We start from the raw sequence: 16,210 nt of genomic DNA, 5'->3' as shown, positions 1-16,210 counted from the left end.
GGTCCGCACGTGGCCCGGGTCTGGACCGCGAGACGCTGCCGGCGTCGCTCGCCGCCCGGGCCGTCCAACCCGGTGACCGGGAGTACGAGGGTGCCCCGGCCCACAAGGCCGGGGGCGGCGCTGTCTGTATCCGCCGAACCGCACCAGACCGGGCCGAGACCTGCGCGATGCCGCAGGCAGACGCAGCGGCCGCCAGTGACCGAGGCGGGCCGGCCACCGCCGCGACGAGCGCGACGACGAGCGCGACGAGCGCGACGAGCGCCGCAGTACCCGCCGCCGCCTTTGCTCTGCACCCACCGATGCGACGCACACGGTCCGTAACTGGTGCGCGGGTGGGTGCAGAGCAAAGGAGGCGCATGAGGTCATCGGCCGACGGCGCAGGCGGCCCGCTGGCGTGACGTTTGACCGATTCCGGCCCGGGTAGCTGATCGAGGTGACCGACGACGCATCAGTGGCCGGGGAGCCGGACACCCGGGCCCTCGACGACCTGCTCGACGACGTCTTCCGGGCGCAGGAGCGGGTCGACCAGGGCGAGATCTACCGCCGGGCGGTAGCTGCCGAGCTTCCAGCGGACCTGCTCGCCCGAGTCGACGCGCTGCCCGAGGGCGAGTACTCGGTGGACGAGGCCAGCGACCTGCTCGGCGGCTCCGTCGCGTGAGCGACCTGCCAGCTCCGTCGCGTGAGCGACCGTAGAAGGGACACCGACATGACCCACCACGAGGACCACGACGAGAAGGTTCCGGCGCTAGGTCAACCGCCGAAGGGCAGGGACACCACCCCCGAGCCGGACTTCGCCAACGAGCACGACAAGACGGCGGTGGACCGGGACATCATCACCGGCGCGGACAAGGACGAGCGGGAGCCGGAGTCGCCGCACGGCTGGTCCGGCATGCAGCGCTGAGACTCAGGTACGACGGAAGGGGCCGGCGGCAGCGACGGCCCCTTCCGCTCCTGCTCGTCAGTCGTCGTCGTGCCCGCCCTCGGCGGCCTGCTGCGCCGTCGCGTACGCCATCTGGAGGAAGTCGGACGCGGCGACCGCGGTCAGCGCGGTGGCCACCAGCCGGGTCAGCCGGGGCGCGAGCACCAGGCCGCCGGTCAGCCCCGTGGCCACCCAGACCGCCAGGCAGAACGGGCAGCTCAACAACTCGCCGATGGCGTGCCGGGTGGGGCTGCCCGAGTCGCGAACCTGCTCCATCACCTCGCCGCTACCGATCGGGCGGTCATAACGGGTGAACGGCGCCCGCAGAGGGCTCGTCACCGCGTCCTTGGACAGCAGCCGACTCAGCTTGTGGGTGGCGATGGAGAGCAGCACCACGTCGGACGGCGCGGGACGTTCCGGCACCGGCCGACCGGTCACCTTGACCAGACCGGCGAGCGCGCCGGTCACCCCGGCGTAGGCGCCCATCGCCGCCAGGTAGCCGCCGAGCGGCCGGTGTTCGTGCGGCGCGTACGCCCGCCGCAACCGCGCCGCCTTGTCTCGCAGGCCGGTGTCGCTCACCCGTTCTCCTCCCATGTCGTGGTGGTGCGGGACCGGGCGTCCCGCGTGGCCCGCTCAGCCGGCCTGGAGATTGTCGGCAACCTCGCGTGCCAGGTTGGTGAGTGCCTCGTCGGCCAACTGGTCCGGACCGGGCTCGCCCGACCCGTCGGCCAGATCGAGCTGGATCCGGGCGCCGCCGGCATCGGCCGGCTCCACCCGGATCTCGGCGGACCAGTCGTCGCCGTCGCCCCAGCGGGCGCGCAGTTCCTCGCCGTCGATCTCAGCGGCAGGGCTTCCGTCGCCGCGCAGCGGCTCCGGCAGCCAGGCCGAGGCGCGATCCGGGTCGGTGGCCGTGTTGAAGACCACCTCAGGTGGCGCGGACATGCCGCGCACGGCGCGCGCCGGCATCAGGCGTCCCGCAGACGGCTGGGGTCGACCTCCCGGCCCGGGTGGCGGGCCAGGTATTCGGTCTCGAGTTCCGCAGTGCGCCGCAGGTGGTTGGCGAGTGCGGAGTCCGCCGCGTGCCGCAGGGTGTCGAGGCGGGTGCGGTGCAGGCTGTGCATCTCGCGGATCAGATCCTCGTCGGTCAACTCCGTCGGGTCGACGCCGGGCAGATCGCCGTCGAGGCCCGCGGTGCCGGCCGGGTCGGCCAGGTCGTCGCCGCCCCACTCGGGCACCCGCTGCTCCGGGCTCATCTCGGTGTTGCCGCTGGACGCGAAGCCGTCCTCACGTACCGATCCGGTCATGATCGCCCCCCTTGATCTCGTTTGGGCTGGCGTCTAGACGATTGCCCAGGCGTCGTGCGGCCAAACCCTGGCGGCGACGCGACAACTACGACACGGTGTCGGAGACCGGAGCGGCCCCCGGTACCCTCGATGCCATGAGGCGGCTCTGGACCCCGGCGTGGATCGCGCGCCACGTGGCCATGGTCGTGCTGACCCTGGGCTTCCTGGGGCTGGGCTGGTGGCAGGTCAGCCGGGCCGCGGCCGGCAACAGCCTGAGCTGGGGGTACGCGGTCGAGTGGCCGATCTTCGCCGGCTTCGTGGTCTACGTCTGGTGGCGCGAGGTGAAGCTCGCCCGCCGCCGGGGGGCGGAGGCCGAAGCGCCGTCGCCGGACCCGGCCGTCGAGCCGGCGCCGACGGTCGACGCCGGCTCCCGACCGGCGGTACGCCGACCGGTGCGGGTGTCCCGGGCACCGGCCGTCGGCGACGCCGTCGAGGACACTGACCTGGCCGCTTACAACCGCTACCTGTCATGGTTGAACGCCAATCCGGGCGCCCGGCCCGGTGACTATCCCGGCTGAGCCGGGCTCGGAAGGACGGACGAAGGTGGGCGCTGCCCTTACCCGGTACCGCGTGATCGCCTGGATCGTGGGCGTGGTGCTGATCCTGCTGGTCGTGATCGGCATGCCGCTGAAGTACGCGTTCGACAACCCGGTCGTGGTCGAGACGATCGGGCCGGCGCACGGCTTCCTCTACATGATCTACCTGGTGGCCGCGTTCGACCTGAGCCGCCGTGCCGACTGGCCGCTGAAGCGGATGCTGCTGGTGATGCTGGCCGGCACCGTGCCGTTCGTCTCCTTCTACGCCGAGCGCCGGGTCAGCGCCTGGGTGGCCGCGCCGCGGCAGGAACGGACTCCGGAGCCTGTCGCCAGTTGAGCGGCCGGTGGGCCAACGCCGATTCGACGTCGGCCCACCGCCGTCGGGTCAACGGTTCGGCCGCCACGGTTCGGCCGAGGCGAGGGGGTCGACCCACCCGCCGTACCGGTTGACCTCCCGGGCCCGCAGCAGGGCCCGTGTGACCTGGCCGAACTGCCGCTCGTCGTCGGCGCTGAACAGCAGCACCTCGGCTCCCCTGTACCACCCCCACAGTTCGTAGGGCGGTGGACGCCAGCGATCACCGACCATGGCCAGCGCGGCCGGTAGCAGGAACACCGCGCCGAGAATGAGGTACGCCCCGGCGGTCAGGCGGTGCAGACCCCCGGTGAAGCCGAGGAGCAGCCCGACACCGCCGAGCATGCTGGTGGTGACGACGACGGCCCGGACGGCGATCCGGTCGTGCGGGCCTCGGGTGGTACGCAGGTGGGTCAGGTCGGTCACCTGGTAGCTGGTTCGACCGGCGGTGAACCGGTCGACGGTCACGATGATGCCGGGCCGCGCGTACAGCAGTGTCGACCGGGTGCCCGGCGCCGTTCGCGGCGGCCGCGTTCCTGCGCCTTCACGTTCCACGGTTCCTCCCGCGGGGGACGGTTGGCCGAGGTGGCCCCGGGCAGGCATTGCTACCTGTCGACGGGATTCCCGGCTCCGTTCATTGTGTTGCGGTGCCGCCAGCTGACCTGTGTATTTGTCGACTCTCGACCGTTGCCCCAACCGGTGACATCGCCGAGAAACAGCATCCATTTCAGGTTTTATCGGTTATGGCGACCAGATATCCGGCGGCATACGCCCGGAACGACGAAAGTCGTGTATCCGTCAATACCTCGCCGAACGGACGGTTCACCCCTCTTTTCACGCGTCATCAGTCACGATGACGCCACCCGACGCACTGATACGCCCGGCCACTTCGCCAACATTCGCCCCTGCTTCAACTGCGAGCGACAGCCGTCCCGGGTTAGGTTGGGCGAGCCGGTCCGGCCCAGTGCCGTCCGCCCGGGTGGCCCCGGCCGGTGTCGCCGAGGGCGTCAGCAGCCCCGGCGGCCGTGGGAGAGGGGCCTTCCGCTCTTGTCATCCCTGAGAAACCTGCTGCGCACCATGGCGCTGGCCGGCATGTCGGCCGCGCTGCTCGCCCCGACGGCGGTGGCCCACGCCGAGCCGTCCCCCGCCGACCTGACCCGCCGGATCGAGGCGTCCTCGACCGAGCTGGAGCGGGTCGTCGAGTCGTACAACAAGCTGCGTGAGGAGATCAAGACAAACGAAGCCGCGGTGGCCCGATTACAGGCCCGCATCGGCCCGCTGGAACAGCAGGCCAAGCAGAGCCAGGCTGATGTGGCCGAGTTGGCCAGCACCGCGTACAAGAGCGGCAGTCTGCGGACCGCCGACGCCCTGCTGGGTTCCGAGGGCGCCACGGCGCTGCTGGACCGCCTCGGCACACTCGACCAGCTGACCCGCCAGCGGCAGGAGCGCATCTCCGGCTATACGGCCGACCAGCGACGGCTGCTGGACGAGAAGGCCCGGCTGGACACCACGCTGACCAAACAGGCCGCGCAGGCCCGGCAGCTCTCGACGGCCAAGAAGCAGATCGAGCAGGATCTGACCAGGCTGTACGAGATGCGTCGGCAGGCGTACGGGACGGCCACCGAGCGACCCGAACCCAAGGCCGCGGCTGCCGAGGCCAAGAACGTGCCAGCGGTGGCAGGTGACGCGGGTGCCGCGGTGCGTTACGCGTTCGGGGCGCTGGGCAAGCCGTACGTGTGGGCCAGCGACGGGCCGAACGGCTACGACTGTTCCGGGCTCACCTCAGCGGCCTGGCGGGCGGCCGGTCGGTCGCTGCCGCACAACACGCGGATGCAGTGGAGCGCGGTCGCCCACATCGGTCGGAGTGACCTACGGCCGGGTGACCTGGTGTTCTACAGCGGGCTCGGGCACGTCGCCCTCTACGTGGGCGACGGTCAGGTGATCGACGCGCCGAGCGCCGGCCGCAACGTGCTCAAGCGGGGCATGAACATGATGCCCATCCAGGGCTACGGCCGGGTCCGCTAGACGTCAGAAGACGGTGAACGGCCGGCGTCCCCCTATCGGACGCCGGCCGTTCGCCGTCATTACTACCAGGTCAGGCTGCCTGCAGCCCCTCTGCCCGGGCCAGCTCGCGCAGCCGGCCGAGCGCCTGGATCTCCAGCTGTCGAATCCGCTCGCGGGACAGCGAGAACCGGGAGGCGACCTCGGTGAGCGAGTGCTCCCGGCCGTCCTCCAGCCCGTAGCGGGCCCGCATGATGCCGGCGGACCGGTCGTCGAGGTGGTTGAGTAGCCCCTCGATGCGCTGCCGCTCCAGGCCGCTGAGGACGATGTCCTCCGGCGACGGCGCGTCGCTGTCGGCGACCAGGTCACCGAGGTTCGTGTCGCCGTCGTCGCCCACCGGGGTGTCCAGCGAAACGGTGTCCTGCGACCAGCGGCGCAGCTCGTTCACCCGCTCGACGGTGACGCCGAGGGCGTTGGCGATCTGCTCCGGCTCCGGGTCGCTGCCCAACTCACGGGTCAGCTGCCGGGCCACGTTGCGCATCCGGTTGACGTCCTCGACCAGGTGCACCGGCAGACGGACGGTGCGCTCCTGCTGGGCGATCGCCCGGCTGATCGCCTGTCGGATCCACCAGGTGGCGTAGGTGGAGAACTTGTAGCCGCGCTCGTAGTCGAACTTCTCGACCGCCCGGACGAGGCCGGTGTTGCCCTCCTGAATCAGGTCCAGCATGGGCATCCCCGAGCGCACGTAGCGCCGGGCGATCGACACGACCAGCCGGAGGTTGGCGCGGATGAAGAGGTCCTTCGCGCGCTCCCCCTCGACGACCAGCCACTCCAGGTCGGCCCGGTCGACACCGGCGGGAACGGCATCCTCACCGAGCAGGTGCTCGGCGTAGAGGCCGGCCTCGATCGCCTTGGAGAGATCGACCTCCTTGGCGGCGTCCAGCAGTGGCGTCCGGGAGATCTCGTGCAGGTAGACGCCGACCAGGTCGCGCTCCTCGGCAACCTCGTCGGTTCGCATGCCGATGTTCTTGTCCACGTTGCCCACGGTCCCCTCGCTCGCGCCGGTTGCCCGGTTCCTTGCCATTCCCCACGTCCGTCAACCCCTGGTAACTTCTGCTGTGCCCAGCGGTGCTGACACCTACACAACAGATGAGACGTGTCGGGGATTCCGTCTCGTGAGTCGAAAGTGTCACGAATGCCTGAGTACTAGCTGAGAGCACGGTCCATGTTTGCTGTCAGCACCCCGTTCGGGCGGCTCTCCGTTGGGCACCACGCACGGGTCACCGCACCATGGCAACACCGCCAGCCGTGGGGGCACAGCGACCCGGGTCACCACCACGCTGCGATCCTGGTCACTGGCAGATACGCAGCGGCGGACCGGTCGGTTCATCCATCGGGAGTGTTATTACCCCCCGGCCAGATGAACAATCCGAGGGGCCTTTCGCTTCCCGCTCCCCCGGAGCGGGCGTCAGCGGGCGAGCAGGGCGAGGGCGCCGCGTACCTGGTGGGCGGAACGGGCCAGCGCGGCCCGGGCGGCGTCGACCTCGGCCCCGGAGACCAGGCTGACGAGCGCCGTCTTCAGGTCACCGCCGGCCTCCGCGAGGGCTTTCTGGGAGACCTGCTCGGAGCAGCCGGTGGCCTCGACCAGAATCGAGATCAATCGTCCGCGGAGCTTCGCGTTGGTGGCGACCATATCGATCATGAGGTTCGAGTAGACCCGACCCAGTCGCACCATCACGGCTGTCGAGAACGCATTGAGCACCAACTTCTGCGCCGTGCCCGCCTTCATCCGGGTCGACCCGGTGACCACCTCGGGTCCGGTGTCCACCCCGATGAACACGTCGACCGACCGGGCGGCCTCCGCCTCCGGATTGGCGCAGAGCAGCACCGTCGAAGCACCCTTGGCGTGGGCCGCGGCGAGCGCCCCGAGGACGTACGGGGTGCGTCCGCTGGCCGCCAGGCCGACCGCGACGTCACCGGCACGCACGCAACTGGCCGCCTCGACCGCTCCGCCCCGGTCGTCGTCCTCGGCGTCCTCGACGGCCCGCCACATGGCGTCCGGGCCACCGGCGAGGTGGGCGCAGAACCAGTGCCGGGGCGAGTTGAAGGTGGGGGCCAGCTCGGCGGCGTCGAGCACACCGAGGCGGCCGGAGGTGCCGGCCCCGAAGTAGTGCACCCGGTGACCGCCGCGCAGGGCCGCGACTGCCAGGTCGACGGTGGCGGCGATCTCGTCGAGCACCGCGGCGACCGCCGCCGGCACCCGCCGGTCCGCCTCGTTGATCACGGTGAGGACGTCGCGGGTCGACATCAGGTCGAGGTCGACGCTGAGGGGGTTGCGCCGTTCGGTGGGGGCGCCCACCCGGACGGTGGGGCGGGCGGGCGACGCTGGCATGTCCTTGTCCGGTTCCACCGCCCCGGCCGTCATGCCCGCCTCCGGTTGGCACCCACCCGGTGCGACTGGACCGCCTCGGCGGTCGCCTCGAGTGCCTTACGGGCCCGGGCCCGGTTGCGGGCCGCCACGCCGACGAAGAGGCAGTCGACCACTGTGAGCTGGGCCAGCCGGCTGGCTGTCGCGCCGGAGCGGTAGGTGGTCTCGCGGGCAGCCGTGGTCAACACGAAGTCCGCCACGTCGGTGATCGGTGACCGGGGGAAGTTGGTCAGCGCCACTGTGACGGCACCCCGCGTTCGGGCCTGCTCCAGCACCTCGATCACGTCGGAGGTGGTGCCGGTGTGCGAGATGCCGATCGCCACGTCTCCCCGGCCGAGGAGGGCCGCGGAGGTCAGCGCGGTGTGCACGTCCGGGAAGTAGAAGGCGATCCGGCCGATGCGGTGCAGTTTCTGCTGGAAGTCCGAGGCGACGAACCCGCTGGCGCCGGCGCCGTAGATGTCGATCCGACCGGCGCCACTGATCGCCTCGACCACCTGCTCGCAGACGGCGGGGTCGAGTTGCTCGGCGGTCTCCTCGACCGCTCGGGCGTCGTTGAACGCGATGGTGGCGATGATCTGTGCGAGGTCGGCACCGGGCGGGATGTCACCGCCGACCACCCGGGCGTCCGGCGGTTCGATCCGGCGGGCGGCCTCGGCGGCGAGGCGGATGCGCAGTTGGGGGTAACCGTCCATGCCCACCGAACGGCAGAATCGGATGACGGTCGCCTCGGATGTCTCCGCTGCGGTGGCGAGGTCGGTGATGGTCCGCCGCGCGGCGGCAGCCGGGTCGGACACGACCAGCCGGGCAACCCGCTGCTCGGCGGGCGACAGCGATGGCAACAGCCCGCTGATGTGGACGATGAGCCCACCGGGCTCCTGACTCGCAGAAATCTTCGGACTCTTCGCCACGGATGAAACTTACTTTCACCAGGCGTGAGCGTCAACTATGACTGTCCGGGTGGGGGAAGTGTCGGCAGCCGGGATCACCGGTCCCGCACAGCCTGCCACTCCCGCAGCACCGCCGCCTCATCCGCCGGGTCGAGACCACCCTGCCGTACGGCGTCCGGCTGTGCTGCCATCCAGGACGCGGTCGCCCGAACGGTGTCGGACAACGGACGGACCGCCAACCCGGCTGCCAGAGCCGGTCGAGCGTCGCGGTCCATCAGGCCACCGGACTCCGGCAGTCGCACCCAGAGCGGCAGTGCCCGCTCCCCCGACCACTCGCGCACATCGTGCGAGGTCAGGAAGTCCTGATCGACCCAGGTCAGGGCGGGGTCGGCCACGTCCAGCCCGGCGGCCACCCCGGCCAGGAAGTCGGCCCGGGTCATCGCCGGCCCGATGCCGTCGTACGTGCCGCCGAGGCGGGTCCCGGCGGCGTGCAGCAGCCAGCTCGCCAGATCGGCGACGTCCACGAACTGCACACGGTCGGTCGGGCGTCCGGGCGCGAGGATCTCGCCACCGGCCCCCAGCCGCCGCACCCAGTACGGGAAGCGGTCGCTCGGGTCCTCGACGCCGACGATCAGCCCCGCCCGGCAGATGAACGACCGGCCGACGCCCACCCGCTGCCGCACCGCCTGCTCGATGCTCACCTTGCACTCGCCGTACCAGGTGTGGTCCGGGCCGACCGGTCCGTCCACGTCCGGCGGGGCCGCTGCCAGCACCGGCGCGTCGACAGCGGTCTGGCCCGGGGTGGTGTTGTCGGCGTACACCGAGATCGTCGAGACGAACGACCAGTGGCCGACGTGGTCGGCGAGCGCGGCGAGCGCGTGCCGGGCGTGGCTGACCTGGCGGGTCACGTCGATCACGGCGTCGAAGCCGTCGCCGGCGAGCGGCACCAGCGCGTCCGGGTCGTCCCGGTCGACCGGCACCAACGTGGCCCCGGCCGGAACGGCGCCGGACACACCACGAGCGGCGCACGTGACGTCGTGTCCCTGCGCGACGGCGAGCCGGGCCAGTGCCCGCCCAAGGAACCGGGTGCCACCGAGAATCAGAATCCGCATCCGCCGATCCTGCGCCCCCGACCGCCCCACGACCCAACCACTCTGCCGACGGCAGACCTCGATCATGACGTTGTCGCCACCCGGCTCGGCGTGTCGCGGCGAAAACTTCATGATCGACGGAGGGGGCGCGCGGGGAGGGGGTGGGGGTTAGCGTGGGGGGATGGTGGTGGGCAGTGTGTTGGTTACCGGCGGGAGCGGCGGGCTGGGCGGGGCGGTCGTCGCCTCATTCGTCGAGGCGGGCTGGCGGGTGGTCGTACCGAAGCGGGATGCCCGGCCCGGGTCGGAGCCGGCGGCTGGTGTGGTTCGACTGGTCGCGGACCTGAGCGATCCGGTAGACGTGACGCGGGCGGTCGATGTCGCCGCCGGCGAACCCACGGCGCCGCTGCGGGCCGTGGTCAACCTGGTCGGCGGGTACGCCAGCGGTGGCCTGGTGCACGAGACGCCGGTCGAGGTCTTCGAGCGGATGCTCGCCGTCAACCTGCGGCCGACCTACCTGGTCACCCAGGCCGCGCTGCCGCACCTGATGTCGACCGGTCAGGGCGCGGTGGTCTGCGTCTCGGCCCGCGCGGCGGTCGCCCCGTTCCCGGGCGCGGCCGGCTACGTGACGGCCAAGGCGGCGGTGCTGGCCTTCGCCAACGCGGTAGCGGTGGAGTACCGGCACCGTGGGGTGCGCTGCAACACAGTGCTGCCCAGCGTCATCGACACCCCGGCGAACCGGGCCGCCCAGCCCGACGCCGACCACTCGCGTTGGGTGACCCCGGCGGAGATAGCCCCGGTGATCCGTTTCCTCTCGTCGGCGGAGTCCGCGCCGACCAGCGGCGCCACAGTGCCGGTCTACGGGCGGGCCTGAGTCGCCAACGGGCCCGCGTCCCGCGGCTGGTCCGAGGAGGGCGGCAGCCAGGTCTCCAGGTGCGCCTGGATCTGCTCGCTGACCTCCTCGGCCGGGCGACCCGCGTCCACGAGCACGAAACTCGGGTATTCGGGGAGGGCCCGGTAGGCGGTGTCGGCGGCGGTCAGCCAGCCCATCGTCTCGTGGTCGGTGCCGCGCTCTTCGATCCGCCGGTACGCCTCCGCCGGGTCCACGGAGAGCAGGAAGGTCACCTGCGGCGTCGGGAAGAGCCGGTAACCGGCCCGCGCCAGCCGCTCCCAGCGTTGCCCGCCGTGTGCGCGGATGCTCGCGTACTGGCAGGCCGAGTAGCGGTCCATCACCGCTGTCCGGCCGGTGAGCAGGCAACTGATCAGAGCGACGGCGATCGCGAGCCAGCGCAGCACGGACTCCACCGCCAGTACGCCGTCCCGCCCGACGAGCCGCTGCGCGTCGGGTCGGCCGAGCCGATGGGCGAGCCGACCGAGCCATCGCCGTCCGCTGGCGTTGCGCCGGTACGTCGCCGGGCGGCCGGCCGCGGTCAGCGCGTCGGCCAGTCGGTGCGCCTGGGTGGTCTTGCCGGAGCCGTCGATCCCGATCAGGGCGACGGTGCGCAACCGGGCCCTGCGTCGACGCATCCCCGATGATCTGGCCACCTTCCACAGGCTATCCGACCCACGCACCTACGCCGCGAGGTTTGTAGTGGTTCATCCCTGTTGACACCTGACCGCGACGCCAGCAGGTGTGGCCGACCGGAATGCCGGGTACCGGAGTTCGAAATCCAACCGCCGGTCCACCTATACGACGACGGGAGAACCAGATGGCTGAGCGCGGGGACGAGAGTCTGGTGCACACCCTGAAAAAGGTCGCCGCCGTGCTCAAGCAGTCCGAGATTCCGTTCGCCCTGGGCGGCAGCTTCGCCGTCTACGCCCACGGAGGCCACTCCAGCGACCACGACGTCGACTTCCTGATCCGGGAGACCGACGTGGAGCAGGCGCTGGAAGCACTGGTGGCCGCCGGGTTCGTGGCCGAGCGCCCACCGGAGGACTGGTTGGTCAAGGTCTTCGACGACGGCCGGATGGTGGACCTGATCCACCGGCCGATCGAGACGCCGGTGACCGAGGAGACGTTCGCCGACACAGTCATCCGGCCGGTGGACGCGATCCACATGCCGGTCCTGTCGGCCACCCAATTGATGGTGCACAAGCTGCTGAGCTTCTCGCAGCACTACTGCGACTTCGCCCGTGGCCTGCCGCTGGCCCGATCGCTACGGGAACAGATCGACTGGGAGCGGGTACGCAAGGAGACGCAGCACTCGCCGTACGCCGAGGCGTTCCTCGTGCTGCTGGACCGGCTGGAGGTGGTGCCGGGCACCGGCACCCCGACCGGAGAGGGGACATCGTGACCCACCATCGCGACATCGACGCCGGGCCACCGGACGAGTACGTCGAAGCGGAGATCCAACGGCTCCTCGCCGAGGACCCCGCCGTCGCCGAACAAGGGATCACCGTGGTCCGCCGGGAACGCGCCATCGTGCTCAACGGCGAGGTGGAGAGCCCGCACCGGCGCGAGGAGATCCTGCGCCGGGTGTCCGAGCGTTTCCCGGACGTGCCGATCACCAGCGACATCGGGGTGATCCGCACGCACGCGCCCACGGAGATCGAGCAACTGCCCTGAGGGAGGTTCCATGGTGATCCGGATCGCCGCCGTGGGCGACGTACATCTGGACGAGGACGTGGTCGGACGGTTCCGCCCCGCGCTGGAGGAGCTGCCGGACTGCGCCGACGTGCTGCTGCTGGCCGGTGACCTGACCCGGCACGGCACCGAGGCCGAGGCGCGCTGCGTGGCGGAGGAGTTCGGCGGCCTGGCAGTGCCGGTGGTGACCGTGCTCGGCAACCACGACCACCAGTGCGACCAGGTGCCGCAGGTGGTCAAGGTGCTGGAGGACGCGGGCATCACAGTGCTGGAGGGCAACGGCGTCGTGCTGGACTGCGCCGGCGGCCGGCTCGGCATCGCCGGCGTGAAGGGCTTCGGCGGCGGGTTCGCCGGGCGGTGCGCGAGCGACTTCGGTGAGCCGGAGATGAAGGCGTTCGTCCGGACCACCAACGAGAGCGCCGAGAGCCTCGGCACTGCGCTCCGTTCGCTGGACTGCGACATGCTCGTCGCGCTCACCCACTACTCACCGGTGCCGGACACGTTGGTCGGCGAACCGCTGGAGATCTACCCGTTCCTGGGGTCGTACCAGTTGGGGCAGGCGATCGACTCGGCCCCCACGGCGCTGGCCCTGCACGGGCACGCGCACGCCGGCACCGAGCGCGGCACCACCCCCGGTGGGGTACGCGTCCGCAACGTCGCGCACCCGGTGATCAAGCAGGCGTACAGCGTCTTCCACGTCGGCGATCAACTTGACACCGACCAGGTTTCCGCGATCGGCCAGTCGGGTAGTCAGAGGTCATGGAGCTGATTCTCTGGATTCTCGCAGTCGTACTCGTGGTCGCCGGCATCCTCGCGCTGTTCCGCCGGCAGATCCTGTGGGGCATCGTCCTCATCGTTGTCGGGCTGTTGGTCGGCCCGGGTGGTGTCAGCATCTTCAATTGACGCGCTCACTTCCTAACACCGGGACCCGCCGGGGTCGCCGTGACCGGAACTCCGTCCTCCCGACAGGAGCACCGGTGGCGGCGATCCCGGCGCTTTCTTGTCTGGGCGGTTTGACCCGGCGCGATCCGGAAACATCTTGATTATGGAGACATCTCGGGACGCTCCGACGGCCTCGGGCCGGCGACAGTGGTGGGCCCTCGCCGGTTTCGCGGCGGCCGTCTTCGTCGCGGCCGCCATCGGCGGGCTGGGCGTGCAGGGCACCACCGACGAGTACGCGAGCCTGCGGCAGCCCAGCTGGGCGCCGCCCTCGTGGCTGTTCGGCCCGGTCTGGTCGCTGTTGTACGCCCTGATCGCGGTTGCCGGTTGGCTGGTGTGGCGGCGGGTGGGCTTCTCCCTCGCCCTCTGGGCGTGGACCGCCCAACTGGTGCTCAACGCCATCTGGACGCCGCTGTTCTTCGGCGCGGGCCGCTACGGGCTGGCGTTCGCCGAGATCGTGCTGATGTGGTTGGCGATCGGCCTCACCGTGGTGCTGTTCGCCCGGGTGACCCGGGTCGCGGCCGCCCTGCTGCTGCCCTACTGGGCCTGGGTCACCTTCGCCGCCGCGTTGAACCTGTCGATCTGGCAGCTGAACTCCTGATCCGGAGGGTCTCCGACGGGCGGTGCGCCCGCCGGAGACCGTCGTCCCGTCGCACTCAGCAGCGGGGAACGCCCGGGATGTAGCCGTCGTGCCCGGTGTACACGTACGCGTCGGCGATGAACCTGCCGGAGCCGATCCGGTCCCAAATCGAGCTGGTGCCGTACGTGCCGGTGACAGTGGTGCCACTGGTCTGGCAGGCGATGGTCACCCGGGTGCCGTCGGCGACGGTGCCCACCGAGGCGTACCCGGTGCCGGGGCCGGAGCGGACGGTCAACGCGGTGCCGCTGGTGTCGACAGTGCCGTTGCCACTGCCCGAGGAGCACCCGTTGTCGCTGGTGTAGGTCTTGGTGCCCCAGTACAGGGCGAGGGCGCCGTTGAAGCGCGCCTGGATGTCGCCGCCGTTGAGGCGCTGCTCGTAGTGCAGGTGCGGGCCGGTCGAGCCACCGGTGCTGCCGACCCAGCCGAGCACCTTGCCGTAGCCGACAGTCTGGCCGACGGAGACGTTGAAGCCGTTGAGGTGGGCGTAGTAGGTGCTGTAACCGCCCCCGTGGTTGATTCGGACATATTTGCCGTAGCTGGTGCCGCCGAGGTCGGTCACCCGGTCGACGGTGCCGGGGGCGCTGGCCACGACCGGGTCGCCGAGGTCGTCGGTGCGGTTGAAGTCGATGGCGTTCGCCGGGCTGTGACCCGTCCGGGTCTGCCCGGACCAGGACTGGCCGCACGGGAACGGCACCTTGAAGGTCGGTGCGGCCAGCGCCGGGCTCGCCGGCGTCAACACGCCTCCGACGAGCAGACCCGTCACCAGCAGGCTGATCCACCGCTTTCGCATACAGCTCCTCCTATGTCGAAAACCTTCGATGAGGTGGCCCTAGCCTGACAGATATCGTCAATCTTCGAAAGAGCCCATGATCCTTGCCGGGAGCGCGCCCACCAGGCAGCCCGCAGGTTTCCGGATTGTTACTCGCTCGTGTCTGACAGGGGGTGGACCGGGCCGGATGCAAGCGCTTACATGTGTGCACGCCCAATCGGACCGGCGACGGGTCACCAGCACGACCGCGCCGGCTAGGAAGGAGGACGGCATGGCGGTCTTTACCAGACCACGCCAGGCCTTCGTGATCGCCGGCGTACTCGGGCTGGCGTTCAGCGCCACCGCCTGCGGCACCGGCGGCGACAAGAAGAGCAGCAACGCGGGCTCCGCGGAGTGCGCGGCATACGACAAGTACGAGGGTCACGACGGCAAGAAGGTCTCGATCTACGCGTCCATCCGTGACGCCGAGGCCGACCTGCTGGAGCGCTCCTGGTCGCAGTTCACCGACTGCACCGGCATCGAGATCGCGTACGAGGGCAGCGGCGAGTTCGAGGCGCAGCTCCCCGTCCGGGTCGACGGTGGCAACGCCCCCGACATCGCCTTCGTGCCGCAGCCCGGCCTCGTGAAGCGGTTCGCGGACGCCGGCAAGCTGAAGTCCCTGAGCGCCGACACCAAGGCCCTCGCCGAGCAGAACATGCCGGCCGACTGGCTGAAGTACGGCACCGTCAACGGGACGCTCTACGGCGTGCCGCTCGGCGCCAACGTGAAGTCCTTCGTGTGGTACTCGCCGAAGACGTTCAAGGAGAAGGGCTGGGAGGTTCCGACCACCTGGGACCAGCTCATCGCCCTGAGCGACAAGATCGCCGCCAGCGGCACGAAGCCGTGGTGCGTGGGCGTCGAGTCCGGTGACGCCACCGGCTGGCCGGCCACCGACTGGATCGAGGACGTGATCCTGCGGACGCAGGGCCCCGAGGTCTACGACCAGTGGACCACCCACGGGATCCCGTTCAACGACCCGAAGATCGTCGACGCGGTCGACCGCGCCGGCAGCATCCTCAAGAACGAGAAGTACGTCAACGGCGGCTTCGGCGGCGTCAAGAGCATCACCACCACCTCCTTCCAGGAGGCGGGCGTGCCGGTGACCACCGGCAAGTGCGCGATGCACCGGCAGGCGTCGTTCTACGCCAACCAGTTCCCCGAGGGCACCAAGGTGGCCGAGGACGGCGACGCGTTCGCCTTCTACTTCCCGGCCATCGACCCGGCCAAGGGCAAGCCGGTGCTGGGCGCGGGCGAGTTCGTCGTCGCCTACGCCGACCGTCCCGAGGTCCAGGCGGTGCAGACCTACCTCGCCTCCGCGGAGTACGTCAACAGCCGCGCGAAGCTCGGCAACTGGGTGACGGCGAACAACAAGCTGGACATCGCCAACGTGGCCAGCCCGATCGACAAGCTCTCCGTCCAGATCCTGCAGGACAAGACCGGTACCTTCCGCTTCGACGGATCCGACCTGATGCCGGCCGCCGTCGGCGCGGGAACGTTCTGGAAGGGCATGGTCGAGTGGCTGAACGGCAAGCAGACCGGCCCGGTGCTCCAGGGCATCGAGAGCAGCTGGCCTAAGTGATCCCGGCGGTGGCCCTCGGTGACGGCGCGGCCCATGTTCTCGTCGAAGTACGGGAAGTGCCAGTCAGGATCGATTTCGGCCACGCCGTCGGCCGAGATGAACAGCG

22 protein-coding genes and 1 pseudogene are annotated in these 16,210 nt (G+C 70.5%); 12 read left to right on the top strand and 11 right to left on the bottom strand.

The features are described from left to right. Window positions 1–424: 424 nt before the first annotated feature. Window positions 425–658 (top strand): hypothetical protein, encoded by a 234-nt coding sequence (locus tag ACWCO3_RS18745; protein WP_423438027.1) that lies wholly within the window; start codon window positions 425–427, stop codon window positions 656–658. A gap of 48 nt (window positions 659–706) precedes the next feature. Then, complete coding sequence (locus ACWCO3_RS18740) at window positions 707–901, top strand: hypothetical protein (protein ID WP_358164201.1); 195 nt, start codon at window positions 707–709, stop codon at window positions 899–901. 57 nt (window positions 902–958) lie between these two features. On the opposite strand, the gene ACWCO3_RS18735 is transcribed toward ACWCO3_RS18740, so the two are convergent. Genes ACWCO3_RS18735 through ACWCO3_RS18725 form a run of 3 tightly spaced genes read right to left on the bottom strand, consistent with a single transcriptional unit; the run spans window position 959 to window position 2,223 of the window. Beyond that, window positions 959–1,513: a DUF1360 domain-containing protein gene (locus tag ACWCO3_RS18735; RefSeq protein WP_145779280.1), complete on the bottom strand. Its 555-nt coding sequence runs from the start codon at window positions 1,511–1,513 to the stop codon at window positions 959–961. A 39-nt stretch (window positions 1,514–1,552) separates the two neighbouring features. Continuing rightward, a complete protein-coding gene (locus ACWCO3_RS18730; RefSeq protein WP_145779279.1) occupies window positions 1,553–1,885 on the bottom strand; it encodes a hypothetical protein in 333 nt (110 codons plus the stop codon). Beyond that, the gene (locus ACWCO3_RS18725; protein WP_145779278.1) at window positions 1,885–2,223 is read right to left on the bottom strand and encodes a DUF6158 family protein; all 339 of its coding nucleotides are present in this window, start codon (window positions 2,221–2,223) and stop codon (window positions 1,885–1,887) included. Before ACWCO3_RS18725 ends, ACWCO3_RS18730 begins: the two co-directional genes overlap by 1 nt. 134 nt (window positions 2,224–2,357) lie before the next feature. Here ACWCO3_RS18725 and ACWCO3_RS18720 point away from each other — a divergent pair, with 134 nt between their 5' ends. Both ACWCO3_RS18720 and ACWCO3_RS18715 read left to right on the top strand, forming a co-directional pair. Continuing rightward, complete coding sequence (locus ACWCO3_RS18720; RefSeq protein WP_208744935.1) at window positions 2,358–2,780, top strand: hypothetical protein; 423 nt, start codon at window positions 2,358–2,360, stop codon at window positions 2,778–2,780. A 25-nt stretch (window positions 2,781–2,805) separates the two neighbouring features. Further along, window positions 2,806–3,135, top strand: coding sequence for a DUF3817 domain-containing protein (locus ACWCO3_RS18715; RefSeq protein ID WP_145779277.1), 330 nt, complete (start codon window positions 2,806–2,808; stop codon window positions 3,133–3,135). 48 nt (window positions 3,136–3,183) lie between these two features. Here ACWCO3_RS18715 and ACWCO3_RS18710 read toward each other — a convergent pair whose 3' ends face one another. Beyond that, window positions 3,184–3,705 (bottom strand): DUF6232 family protein, encoded by a 522-nt coding sequence (locus tag ACWCO3_RS18710; protein WP_145779276.1) that lies wholly within the window; start codon window positions 3,703–3,705, stop codon window positions 3,184–3,186. 492 nt (window positions 3,706–4,197) lie between these two features. Between ACWCO3_RS18710 and ACWCO3_RS18705 the strand changes: the two genes are divergently transcribed. After that, window positions 4,198–5,175, top strand: a complete 978-nt coding sequence (locus ACWCO3_RS18705) for an NlpC/P60 family protein (protein WP_450011142.1) — start codon at window positions 4,198–4,200, stop codon at window positions 5,173–5,175. 70 nt (window positions 5,176–5,245) lie between these two features. Here the strand turns inward: ACWCO3_RS18705 and ACWCO3_RS18700 are convergent, their stop codons facing one another. From ACWCO3_RS18700 to ACWCO3_RS18685, 4 genes are all read right to left on the bottom strand, one after another. Beyond that, entirely contained in the window at window positions 5,246–6,235 is a 990-nt protein-coding gene (locus ACWCO3_RS18700; protein ID WP_358053555.1) for a sigma-70 family RNA polymerase sigma factor, read from the bottom strand. Between the two features lie 384 nt (window positions 6,236–6,619). Further along, the gene (locus ACWCO3_RS18695; RefSeq protein WP_145779273.1) at window positions 6,620–7,576 is read right to left on the bottom strand and encodes an N-acetylmuramic acid 6-phosphate etherase; all 957 of its coding nucleotides are present in this window, start codon (window positions 7,574–7,576) and stop codon (window positions 6,620–6,622) included. Then, entirely contained in the window at window positions 7,573–8,487 is a 915-nt protein-coding gene (locus tag ACWCO3_RS18690) for a MurR/RpiR family transcriptional regulator (RefSeq protein ID WP_088949842.1), read from the bottom strand. The genes ACWCO3_RS18695 and ACWCO3_RS18690 overlap by 4 nt, the downstream gene beginning before the upstream one ends. Before the next feature lie 74 nt (window positions 8,488–8,561). Further along, the gene (locus ACWCO3_RS18685) at window positions 8,562–9,578 is read right to left on the bottom strand and encodes an NAD-dependent epimerase/dehydratase family protein (RefSeq protein WP_450011138.1); all 1,017 of its coding nucleotides are present in this window, start codon (window positions 9,576–9,578) and stop codon (window positions 8,562–8,564) included. A 160-nt stretch (window positions 9,579–9,738) separates the two neighbouring features. Here ACWCO3_RS18685 and ACWCO3_RS18680 point away from each other — a divergent pair, with 160 nt between their 5' ends. Then, entirely contained in the window at window positions 9,739–10,428 is a 690-nt protein-coding gene (locus ACWCO3_RS18680) for an SDR family NAD(P)-dependent oxidoreductase (protein ID WP_145779271.1), read from the top strand. Here the strand turns inward: ACWCO3_RS18680 and ACWCO3_RS18675 are convergent. After that, complete coding sequence (locus tag ACWCO3_RS18675) at window positions 10,413–11,081, bottom strand: dTMP kinase (RefSeq protein WP_145785470.1); 669 nt, start codon at window positions 11,079–11,081, stop codon at window positions 10,413–10,415. The two genes, ACWCO3_RS18680 and ACWCO3_RS18675, sit on opposite strands and share 16 nt — an antisense overlap. A gap of 182 nt (window positions 11,082–11,263) precedes the next feature. Between ACWCO3_RS18675 and ACWCO3_RS18670 the strand changes: the two genes are divergently transcribed. From ACWCO3_RS18670 to ACWCO3_RS18650, 5 genes are all read left to right on the top strand, one after another. After that, complete coding sequence (locus tag ACWCO3_RS18670) at window positions 11,264–11,848, top strand: nucleotidyltransferase family protein (RefSeq protein WP_145779270.1); 585 nt, start codon at window positions 11,264–11,266, stop codon at window positions 11,846–11,848. Continuing rightward, window positions 11,845–12,120, top strand: a complete 276-nt coding sequence (locus tag ACWCO3_RS18665; protein WP_145779269.1) for a hypothetical protein — start codon at window positions 11,845–11,847, stop codon at window positions 12,118–12,120. The genes ACWCO3_RS18670 and ACWCO3_RS18665 overlap by 4 nt, the downstream gene beginning before the upstream one ends. A gap of 10 nt (window positions 12,121–12,130) precedes the next feature. Beyond that, complete coding sequence (locus ACWCO3_RS18660) at window positions 12,131–12,907, top strand: metallophosphoesterase family protein (protein ID WP_145779268.1); 777 nt, start codon at window positions 12,131–12,133, stop codon at window positions 12,905–12,907. Beyond that, window positions 12,898–13,041, top strand: a complete 144-nt coding sequence (locus ACWCO3_RS18655; RefSeq protein WP_007464364.1) for a GPGG-motif small membrane protein — start codon at window positions 12,898–12,900, stop codon at window positions 13,039–13,041. Before ACWCO3_RS18660 ends, ACWCO3_RS18655 begins: the two co-directional genes overlap by 10 nt. Window positions 13,042–13,183: 142 nt before the next feature. Further along, window positions 13,184–13,678 (top strand): TspO/MBR family protein, encoded by a 495-nt coding sequence (locus ACWCO3_RS18650; RefSeq protein ID WP_450011135.1) that lies wholly within the window; start codon window positions 13,184–13,186, stop codon window positions 13,676–13,678. A 55-nt stretch (window positions 13,679–13,733) separates the two neighbouring features. Here the strand turns inward: ACWCO3_RS18650 and ACWCO3_RS18645 are convergent, their stop codons facing one another. Then, window positions 13,734–14,507 (bottom strand): M23 family metallopeptidase, encoded by a 774-nt coding sequence (locus tag ACWCO3_RS18645; protein ID WP_145779266.1) that lies wholly within the window; start codon window positions 14,505–14,507, stop codon window positions 13,734–13,736. A gap of 250 nt (window positions 14,508–14,757) precedes the next feature. Here ACWCO3_RS18645 and ACWCO3_RS18640 point away from each other — a divergent pair, with 250 nt between their 5' ends. Next, complete coding sequence (locus ACWCO3_RS18640) at window positions 14,758–16,104, top strand: ABC transporter substrate-binding protein (RefSeq protein WP_145779265.1); 1,347 nt, start codon at window positions 14,758–14,760, stop codon at window positions 16,102–16,104. An 8-nt stretch (window positions 16,105–16,112) separates the two neighbouring features. On the opposite strand, the pseudogene ACWCO3_RS18635 reads toward ACWCO3_RS18640, so the two are convergent. Next, window positions 16,113–16,208 (bottom strand): annotated as a pseudogene (locus ACWCO3_RS18635) (dihydrofolate reductase family protein); the annotation flags it as partial. Window positions 16,209–16,210 lie beyond the last annotated feature (2 nt).

This window comes from Micromonospora sp. NPDC002411 (assembly GCF_053592955.1).
The sequence above is the reverse complement of the archived record's forward strand: the minus strand, read 5'-3'. Positions and strand labels throughout refer to the sequence as shown.